This is a genomic window from Brasilonema bromeliae SPC951 (genome assembly GCF_012912135.1).
Taxonomy (GTDB): Bacteria; Cyanobacteriota; Cyanobacteriia; order Cyanobacteriales; family Nostocaceae; genus Brasilonema; species Brasilonema bromeliae.
The window spans coordinates 1-9,748 of record NZ_QMEB01000248.1 but is presented as its reverse complement, the minus strand read 5'-3'; the positions used below and the strand labels follow the sequence as shown (position 1 = coordinate 9,748).

The window sequence follows — 9,748 nt, the reverse complement described above, 5'->3', positions numbered from 1 at the left end:
AATCTGTAAGTCTCAATCTTAGTCGTGCGTACAAAAACTTTTTTGATGGTAGAGCACAATATCCTAAGTTCAAGTCAAGACATCATCGTCAGTCCATCCAGTATCCACAAAAGGTAAAACAAGTCAATGATTGTCTGAAATTTCCTGGAACCCTAGGCGTTGTAAAAGCTAAAATACATCGTCTACTTGATGGAACTATCAAGACTGTCACTGTTAGTAAATGCCCATCGGGTAAATACTACGCTTCTGTGTTGATCGAATATGAGGGTGATTATCCAACATCTAGTACAGATGGCAAGGTTATTGGTGTTGACTTAGGTATCAAGGATTTTGCAATTACTTATGATGGTGAAAAAGTTTCCAAATATCCGAATCCTAAACATTTAGCTAAATACGAGAAAAAACTAGCCAAGAAACAACGTATTGCTGCACGTAAAGTTAAAGGGAGTAATCGCCGTAGAAAAGCAATAAAGATTGTAGCTAGGGTATACGAACAGGTTAGCAATGTCCGCCAAGACTACTTACACAAACTATCTAGAAAGATAGTTGATAGCAATCAAGTTGTGGTAGTTGAAAACCTACTCGTCTTGGGCATGGTTCGTAACCCTTACGGGTTCGCCACTTGCTACAACGGGGGGAACCCCCGCAACGCAGTGGCTCACCACAAACTAGCAAAAGCAATATCTGATGTGGGATGGGGAACTTTTGTCAACTTCTTGTCTTATAAACTAGAACACAATGGCGGGAAGTTAGTTGAAATAAACCGATGGTTTCCTAGTTCCAAGCTTTGCTCCAACTGTCATTACCAAATCAAAGAGTTACCACTAGATATAAGAAATTGGATTTGTCCAAGTTGTGGTACTCATCACGATAGAGATGGTAATGCTGCGATAAATATTAGAGCAGAAGGCATCAGAGTGCTGTCCTCCTCTGGGACGGGGGAGGCTAACGCCAATGGAGAGGAAGTAAGACCAAATCGTGGGCGTAAGCCTGTGATGTGGCATTCCTCCGTGAAGTTGGAAGCCCCCACCATACCGTAAGCGGTTGGTGGTGGGTAGTTCACTACCACTCAAAATATTACTGAGTATTATTTTTGAAAAAAAATTGCAGTATAACTGCTCAGGAAAATTTCCATTTCCCGAATGGAGAAAAATTTTTCTTACAAATCTCACTTCAACAGATTTCAATCACAATGTAAAATTGATTTAGCAAAATGAAAGAGTTTTATTGATGGTAGCAGGCTTTAGAAGAAAGCTTTTTATAAAATAGATGTGGGTCGTGAACTACCCACCACCAACTGCAAGCGGTATGGTGGGGGCTTCCAGATTTATGGACAATCGCCTGGTCTGTAGGGTAGGATCCTCGATTTGGTCTGACATCGCCTCCACTCGCACCAGTCCCCCGTCCCAGAGGACAATACCCATCTGATACTTTCTGCTTTGATATTCTTTGCAGCGTTCTTGTCCCTATCGTGGTGAGTATGACATCTAAAACCTGACTTTTGATGGCATCTGGAAAAGTCACTTTCATCGGTTACCGATTGCGCGCAGCAACAGACGGACCTTGGCGTATCGCATAAATTGAGTTTTTCAAACGCTGATTTTCAAAGTCACTCATTTTCATTCATCTAAAACTATTGAGAATCTGCCTGTAGAAAAACCTACGCTGTTTGGTGTTTCTCGGACGAACCGTGAAAAGTCAGCTCAATTTTTCGGGGACAATGGTCGGCAATTTGACCACACTTTCAAGCGAAATCCTCGCTATCCCAACTTGTGGGTGTTAGCGCAGCGTTGCCGTTAGGCAATAGCAAGTCCTGTTTTTTTGCGGATACAAGCTGCTGCTCATCGCATCCACAAGACGTGTATCTGGTAAAATTTTTCTCTAGCACTATAAATATTTGCAATAATGATGCTATATTAGTAAGTCTAGTAGTGTGTTTATATATAAATAGTCTTTCTGGAACTGACTGTGGCGAATACAAAGTCTGCTCTCAAGCGCGCCGAAATCGCAGAACGCAACCGACTGCGTAACAAAGCATATAAATCGGCAGTGAAGACCCTGATGAAAAAATACTTCGCGGCTGTAGATGCATACGCAGCTAATCAAAGCCCGGAATCAAAACAAGAAGTCATGACTCGGATGTCGGAAGCTTATAGCAAAATCGACAGAGCCGTGAAAAGGGGTGTACTTCATCCTAACAATGGAGCCAGAAAAAAGTCAAAACTGGCTCAAAGGCTAAAAGCGCATACACAACCAGCAGCAACTGCGTAATAGTCAGCAGTCTTTCCTCTTTTATCTTTAGTATGGCAAAAGACGAAGGGCAAAAGACAAAGGAAAAGCAATGCAGCTGATAGACACCCACGTTCACATCAACTTTGACATTTTCCAGTCAGATTTAGAAGCCGTACGATCACGCTGGCAACAAGCGGGGGTCATACATCTAGTGCACTCCTGCGTAGAACCATCTGAGTTTAAGAGCATTCAAGCTTTGGCTCACCGTTTTGCCGAAATGAGCTTTGCTGTGGGGTTGCATCCCTTAGATGCAGCCAAATGGACTGAACAAACAGCAGAAGAAATTGTTTCTTTAGCTAGTTCTGACTCTAAAGTTGTAGCAATAGGGGAAACTGGGCTGGATTTCTATAAAGCAGATAACTATGATCAACAGCGCAAAGTCTTTGAGACACAGCTAGAGATCGCAAGTTCGGCAAACCTACCAGTCATTATCCACTGCCGCAATGCGGCAGTGGAGGTAAGGGAAGTGCTGCAAAAATGGAAAAAGCTCAAAGGGGAAAGCGTTCGGGGTGTCATGCACTGCTGGGGTGGAAGTCCAGAAGAAACCCAATGGTTTGTTGATTTGGACTTCTACATCAGCTTTAGCGGAACAGTGACATTTAAAAACGCGAAACAAATTCAAGAATCGGCTGCTATGGTGAGGAGCGATCGCCTGTTAATAGAAACAGATTGTCCATTTCTTTCACCCGTCCCAAAACGAGGTGAACGGCGCAATGAACCAGCGTATGTCCGCTATGTTGCACAACAAGTGGCAACAGTGCGGGGAGAAACTGTTGATGCGATCGCAACTCTCACCACCCGAAATGCCTGTGAATTGTTTGGCTTAACAATATAGAACATCTCCCCTAGTGCATAAACTCAGAAAATCAAAAAATCAAACTTTAGGAGGACTAAAATATGCTATGATTATTACCTCCAAAACAGACTTGCATAAGCCATAATGGTTAAAGAAGCAACTATTGAATCTGACAGTTGAGTCAAACGAGCAAATTAACCATCCTCTTAATCTCTACAACTGGATGCTCCAATTCCATCACGACTATAACTTTCGACGATTGGTCATCTAAACCCGTTGTGTAAACACTAGTTTCATATTTTCCCTATAGAGAATTGTTAAACAAATTACCGTGTGACCACCACCCGCCAAGACAAGCTATCCATACACAAAGTAGGCTCAGGGGAATATTGTCCTCTGAGCATAAGGATATTATCCCTCTGGGTTTAAATCCAGGTAGTTACGTACAAGCCAAAACAGTGTAAAGCTGAGGCATAACGCGCTTTTTGGAGGGGGAAGTGAAGAAAACAAAAGAAAGTAACAAAAAGTTATACCATTTGATTTCAGTAAAGAAGTTAATAGCTGGTGGAAATTGGCAGCGTTTGGCGGCAAAATGGGTAATAATCCCCTTGCCAAAATCCTTATTTGCAGCTTTAATTGCTCCGTTTGCCCACACCTGCTCGTGAGTAGGGGGTGTCAGGAGAAGTTCCCACACACCATTAAGTAAAACTTAGGTTGACAAAGGTAGAGGCATGACAAACGAAACAATTATGGAACCCGCCTTTTTGTTGCCGGACTTGATCGAAATTCAGCGTTCCAGCTTCCGTTGGTTTCTAGAAGAAGGACTGATAGAAGAACTGAACTCCTTTAGTCCGATCACAGACTATACAGGCAAATTGGAGCTGCACTTTTTGGGTCAAAACTACAGACTAAAAGAGCCAAAGTACAGTGTAGACGAAGCAAAACGGCGGGATAGTACCTACGCGGTACAGATGTACGTCCCCACTCGTTTGATTAATAAAGAAACCGGAGAAATCAAAGAACAAGAAGTTTTTATTGGGGATTTGCCTCTGATGACAGACCGAGGCACGTTTATCATTAACGGTGCTGAGCGGGTGATTGTCAACCAGATAGTGCGATCGCCAGGAGTGTACTACAAATCAGAAATTGACAAGAACGGGCGGCGTACGTATTCAGCTAGTTTAATCCCCAACCGAGGAGCTTGGCTGAAATTTGAAACAGACCGTAACGACTTGGTGTGGGTACGTATAGACAAAACCCGCAAACTTTCGGCGCAAGTCCTCCTGAAAGCTCTTGGGTTGTCAGACAATGAAATCTTTGACGCATTACGCCACCCAGAATATTTCCAAAAGACGATTGAGAAAGAAGGGCAATTTTCGGAAGAAGAAGCCCTGATGGAGTTGTATCGTAAACTCCGTCCTGGTGAACCGCCCACAGTCTTGGGAGGACAACAACTTCTCGACTCGCGCTTCTTTGATCCCAAACGCTACGACCTTGGTCGTGTTGGACGTTATAAACTCAACAAAAAACTGCGCTTGCAAGTGCCAGAACCCATACGCGTCTTGACTCCCCAAGACATCTTGGCAGCAGTGGATTACCTGATCAATCTTGAGTATGATATCGGTAATACTGACGACATCGATCACTTAGGGAATCGTCGAGTCAGAAGTGTGGGCGAATTGCTGCAAAACCAAGTCCGAGTCGGTTTAAATCGCTTAGAACGCATCATTCGCGAAAGAATGACCGTATCCGACGCTGAAGTACTGACTCCTGCTTCCCTAGTCAACCCCAAACCTTTGGTCGCAGCCATCAAAGAATTCTTTGGGTCTAGCCAATTGTCGCAGTTCATGGACCAGACAAATCCTCTGGCAGAACTCACCCACAAACGCCGTTTATCAGCACTTGGCCCTGGAGGTCTAACACGTGAACGTGCAGGTTTCGCGGTACGGGATATTCACCCATCCCACTACGGACGCATTTGCCCCGTAGAAACTCCAGAAGGTCCCAATGCTGGCTTGATTGGTTCCTTGGCAACTCATGCTCGCGTCAACCAGTATGGTTTTCTAGAAACACCCTATCGACCTGTAGAAAATGGACGGGTGCGGTTTGACGTATCACCAATTTACATGACTGCAGATGAAGAAGATGACCTGCGGGTTGCTGCTGGCGACTTGCCCGTTGATGAAAATGGTGACATCATCGGACCGCAAGCCATAGTACGCTATCGCCAGGAATTCTCCACGACCACACCAGAACAAGTGGACTACGTGGCAGTCTCTCCTGTGCAAATTGTGTCTGTTGCTACTAGCATGATTCCATTTTTGGAGCACGACGACGCAAACCGTGCCCTGATGGGATCGAACATGCAACGGCAAGCAGTACCCCTACTGAAACCAGAGCGTCCTTTGGTCGGGACAGGCTTAGAAGCTCAAGCCGCCAGAGACTCTGGTATGGTGATTGTATCGCGCACCGACGGAGAAGTGGTATATGTAGACGCAACAGAAATTCGTGTGCGTCCACGGGTTACCTCAACGGATGGAAAGCCAACTGCCGCGCTGAATCATCAAGGCCCTAGCTCATCCGGACGTGACCATTCTTCCAAATCTAATAGCTCAGACATTAGATACCACATTTCCAAATATCATCGCTCTAACCAAGATACCTGTCTCAACCAAAAACCGTTAGTTTACATGGGTGAACGCGTTGTCGCAGGTCAAGTGCTGGCGGATGGTTCTTCTACTGAAGGAGGCGAACTGGCGCTGGGACAAAATATCGTCGTCGCCTATATGCCTTGGGAAGGGTATAACTACGAAGACGCAATTTTGATTTCGGAACGGCTGGTACAAGACGATATCTACACCTCAATTCACATTGAAAAATATGAAATTGAGGCAAGACAAACCAAGTTGGGACCAGAAGAAATTACAAGAGAAATTCCCAACGTTGGTGAAGATGCCTTGCGTCAATTGGATGAACAGGGGATCATTCGCATTGGGGCATGGGTAGAATCCGGGGATATCCTGGTAGGAAAAGTAACACCCAAAGGTGAATCTGACCAGCCACCAGAAGAAAAACTGTTGCGGGCAATTTTCGGTGAAAAAGCACGGGATGTGAGAGACAATTCCCTGCGAGTTCCCAACGGTGAAAAAGGACGCGTCGTAGACGTACGCTTGTTTACCCGCGAACAAGGCGATGAACTGCCACCAGGGGCAAACATGGTCGTCCGGGTCTATGTGGCGCAAAAGCGTAAAATCCAAGTCGGCGACAAAATGGCAGGACGTCACGGGAATAAAGGAATTATTTCCAAAATCTTGCCCCTCGAAGATATGCCGTACTTGCCAGATGGCTCACCAGTAGACATTGTTCTCAACCCCTTGGGCGTACCAAGCCGGATGAACGTTGGACAAGTGTTTGAATGTCTGTTGGGTTGGGCTGGTCATAACCTCGGAGTGCGGTTCAAACTCACTCCCTTTGACGAAATGTATGGTGAAGAATCATCTCGAACCATCGTGCATGGCAAATTGCAAGAAGCACGGGACGAAACAGGTAGAAACTGGGTGTTTAACCCAGATAATCCTGGAAAAATTTTGGTGTACGACGGTCGCACCGGCGAACCCTTTGACCGACCAGTGACTGTGGGTGTGGCATACATGCTGAAACTGGTTCACTTGGTGGATGACAAGATCCACGCCCGTTCAACAGGTCCATACTCACTGGTGACCCAGCAACCCTTGGGTGGTAAAGCACAACAAGGTGGTCAGCGGTTCGGTGAAATGGAAGTGTGGGCACTGGAAGCCTTCGGTGCTGCTTACACCTTGCAGGAGTTGCTGACGGTGAAATCAGACGATATGCAAGGACGGAATGAAGCACTGAATGCGATCGTCAAAGGAAAGGCAATTCCTCGACCTGGAACACCAGAATCCTTTAAAGTGTTGATGCGAGAACTGCAATCACTAGGCTTGGATATTGCCGTACACAAGGTAGAGACGCAGGCAGACGGTAGTTCTTTGGATGTCGAAGTCGATTTGATGACAGACCAAGGAAATCGCCGTACACCCCCACGTCCAACCTATGAATCCTTGTCACGCGAGTCGATGGATGACGAGGAATAAAAACTGAACAGTCATCACTCAACAGTGAAAGCAGTACTGTTCAAAGCAGTGTGTCCGTAAGTCCTATGTCCAAAGGACACACTCAAGCTTCGCCCGATTTGTGTGGTTTGCGCTTACGGGCACACTTCGTGAAAGCCGGTGCCGTAAGCCCTTCCGGCACACTGTATGTTCAAAGCCCGATTCGTGGGCTTTGTGCATAGGGCGAACCCGCAGGGTGAACTGTTATTAGTGAACAGTAAATACTGAACAAGTAATAGCTGATAACTAATAACTCACAACTGAATACTCACACCAGCACGGAATTTATTAGCCGTGTTCCTTAAAAGTCATAACTTTAGAACACAATTTGGACAAAGATGAGAGTAGCCCAAAATAATCAGTTTGACTACGTTAAAATCGGCTTGGCATCACCAGAACGCATTCGGATTTGGGGTGAGAGAACTTTACCTAACGGTCAGGTAGTTGGTGAAGTCACAAAGCCAGAAACGATCAATTACCGTACTTTGAAACCGGAGATGGACGGCTTGTTCTGTGAGCGCATCTTTGGTCCAGCTAAAGATTGGGAATGCCATTGTGGCAAGTATAAGAGAGTGCGTCACAGAGGAATTGTGTGTGAACGCTGTGGCGTAGAAGTGACTGAATCGCGAGTGCGCCGCCACCGCATGGGTTTCATAAAACTCGCAGCACCTGTCGCTCACGTCTGGTATCTCAAAGGCATTCCCAGCTATATCTCCATCCTCCTAGATATGCCTTTGCGGGATGTTGAGCAAATTGTTTATTTCAATTCCTATGTTGTTCTTAGTCCTGGCAATGCTGAAACCTTAACCTACAAACAGTTACTGAGTGAAGACCAGTGGTTGGAAATTGAAGACCAAATTTACAGCGAAGATTCCATCCTGCAAGGGGTAGAGGTCGGTATTGGTGCAGAAGCTTTGTTGCGGTTACTCGCTGATATTACCTTAGAGCAAGAAGCTGAATCCTTGCGGGAAGAAATTACAACGGCCAAAGGTCAAAAGCGGGCAAAGCTGATTAAGCGGCTACGGGTGATTGACAACTTCATCGCTACCGGATCTAAGCCTGAGTGGATGGTTATGGCTGTCATTCCTGTCATTCCCCCAGACTTACGCCCAATGGTGCAGTTGGACGGTGGACGATTTGCAACCAGCGATTTGAATGATTTATATCGCCGAGTCATTAACCGTAACAACCGTTTGGCACGCCTGCAAGAAATTTTGGCTCCTGAGATTATTGTTCGCAACGAAAAGCGGATGCTGCAAGAAGCAGTGGACGCTTTGATTGACAATGGTCGTCGGGGACGTACGGTTGTAGGTGCAAATAATCGACCACTGAAGTCTTTGTCCGACATCATCGAAGGGAAACAAGGACGTTTCCGGCAAAACTTACTCGGTAAACGGGTTGACTACTCCGGACGTTCTGTGATCGTCGTCGGACCAAAGCTTAACATTCACCAGTGCGGTTTACCACGAGAAATGGCCATTGAGCTATTTCAACCATTTGTCATCAATCGGCTGATTCGTAGCGGAATGGTGAACAACATCAAAGCAGCCAAAAAGTTGATATCTCGTTCTGATCCAAGTGTTTGGGATGTTCTAGAAGAAGTGATTGAAGGACACCCTGTTCTGCTTAACCGTGCGCCGACACTACACCGTTTGGGAATTCAAGCTTTCGAGCCAATCTTAGTCGAAGGTCGAGCAATTCAACTGCACCCACTCGTTTGTCCAGCATTTAACGCTGACTTTGATGGTGACCAAATGGCGGTACACGTACCGTTATCTTTGGAATCTCAAGCGGAAGCACGCTTACTGATGTTGGCGTCTAACAACATTTTGTCACCAGCTACTGGCAGACCAATCATTACACCTAGCCAAGACATGGTGTTAGGGGCGTATTACTTAACCGCAGAAAATCCTGATGCGACAAAAGGCGCAGGACGATTTTTTACTTCTCTTGATGATGTCATCATGGCTTACGAGCAGCAGCAAGTTGACCTGCATTCCTATATTTACGTACGCTATGACGGCGAAGTAGAGACAAGTGAGCCAGATGTAGAACCGGTTGAAGTGATACCCAATGAAGATGGTAGCCGGACTTTGCTGTTTAAGTTCCGTCGAGTCAAAGAAGATGCTCACGGAAACATGATTTACCAGTATTTACGTACAACAGCAGGTCGCGTTATTTACAATAAGGCAATTCAAGAAGCGATCGCCAGTTAACCGCGACCCAAAGTCAAAAGTCAACACTCAAGAGTCCAAAGTTTTTTTAATTCTTGAGTGTTGACCGCAAGACTGCTTGAACGGCAGTTCTTCCTTGGGGAAACCACGCCTAGTGCTACCCAAGGGCGCACTGCCTCAACGGACAGGTGCACGCCACATGCTTCAACGGAGGGAACCTCCCTTCGGGTATGACCTCCGGTCACGCTGCGCTAACACCAGTCGCCTCTGTCGGGAAAGCCGTCATTCGCGCTGGATTCACCGCACCGCAGTGGCTCCTCAAGTCGGGAAACCATGCACGGCAGACAGCGAGTGGG

The 9,748-nt window shown here is 46.1% G+C and carries 7 protein-coding genes; 6 read left to right on the top strand and 1 reads right to left on the bottom strand.

Annotated elements, in window-relative coordinates; translation table 11 throughout:
- Positions 1-1,040 (top strand): RNA-guided endonuclease InsQ/TnpB family protein (locus tag DP116_RS23980; RefSeq protein WP_169157548.1); only part of this gene is annotated, 1,040 nt, incomplete at its 5' end.
- A 184-nt stretch (positions 1,041-1,224) separates the two neighbouring features.
- On the opposite strand, the gene DP116_RS28695 is transcribed toward DP116_RS23980, so the two are convergent.
- The gene (locus DP116_RS28695; RefSeq protein WP_211173476.1) at positions 1,225-1,530 is read right to left on the bottom strand and encodes a hypothetical protein; all 306 of its coding nucleotides are present in this window, start codon (positions 1,528-1,530) and stop codon (positions 1,225-1,227) included.
- 438 nt (positions 1,531-1,968) lie between these two features.
- On the opposite strand from DP116_RS28695, the gene rpsT reads away from it, so the two are divergent.
- The 5 genes from rpsT (at position 1,969) to DP116_RS23950 (ending at position 9,434) form a co-directional block, all read left to right on the top strand.
- Positions 1,969-2,271 (top strand): 30S ribosomal protein S20, encoded by a 303-nt coding sequence (gene rpsT, locus DP116_RS23970; RefSeq protein WP_048871230.1) that lies wholly within the window; start codon positions 1,969-1,971, stop codon positions 2,269-2,271.
- 70 nt (positions 2,272-2,341) lie between these two features.
- Complete coding sequence (locus DP116_RS23965) at positions 2,342-3,127, top strand: TatD family hydrolase (protein WP_169157547.1); 786 nt, start codon at positions 2,342-2,344, stop codon at positions 3,125-3,127.
- 458 nt (positions 3,128-3,585) lie between these two features.
- Positions 3,586-3,753: a hypothetical protein gene (locus DP116_RS28690; RefSeq protein ID WP_211173475.1), complete on the top strand. Its 168-nt coding sequence runs from the start codon at positions 3,586-3,588 to the stop codon at positions 3,751-3,753.
- Between the two features lie 66 nt (positions 3,754-3,819).
- Entirely contained in the window at positions 3,820-7,200 is a 3,381-nt protein-coding gene (rpoB, locus tag DP116_RS23955; RefSeq protein WP_169157545.1) for a DNA-directed RNA polymerase subunit beta, read from the top strand.
- A gap of 356 nt (positions 7,201-7,556) precedes the next feature.
- Complete coding sequence (locus DP116_RS23950; RefSeq protein ID WP_169157544.1) at positions 7,557-9,434, top strand: DNA-directed RNA polymerase subunit gamma; 1,878 nt, start codon at positions 7,557-7,559, stop codon at positions 9,432-9,434.
- Positions 9,435-9,748: the final 314 nt, after the last annotated feature.

Bases quoted from the DNA above. Each gene is read 5' to 3' on its own strand.
- DP116_RS28695 (WP_211173476.1), bottom strand. From the start codon at position 1,530: ATGAAAGTGACTTTTCCAGATGCCATCAAAAGTCAGGTTTTAGATGTC.
- DP116_RS23965 (WP_169157547.1), top strand. From the start codon at position 2,342: ATGCAGCTGATAGACACCCACGTTCACATCAACTTTGACATTTTCCAG.
- rpoB (WP_169157545.1), top strand. From the start codon at position 3,820: ATGACAAACGAAACAATTATGGAACCCGCCTTTTTGTTGCCGGACTTG.
- DP116_RS23950 (WP_169157544.1), top strand. From the start codon at position 7,557: ATGAGAGTAGCCCAAAATAATCAGTTTGACTACGTTAAAATCGGCTTG.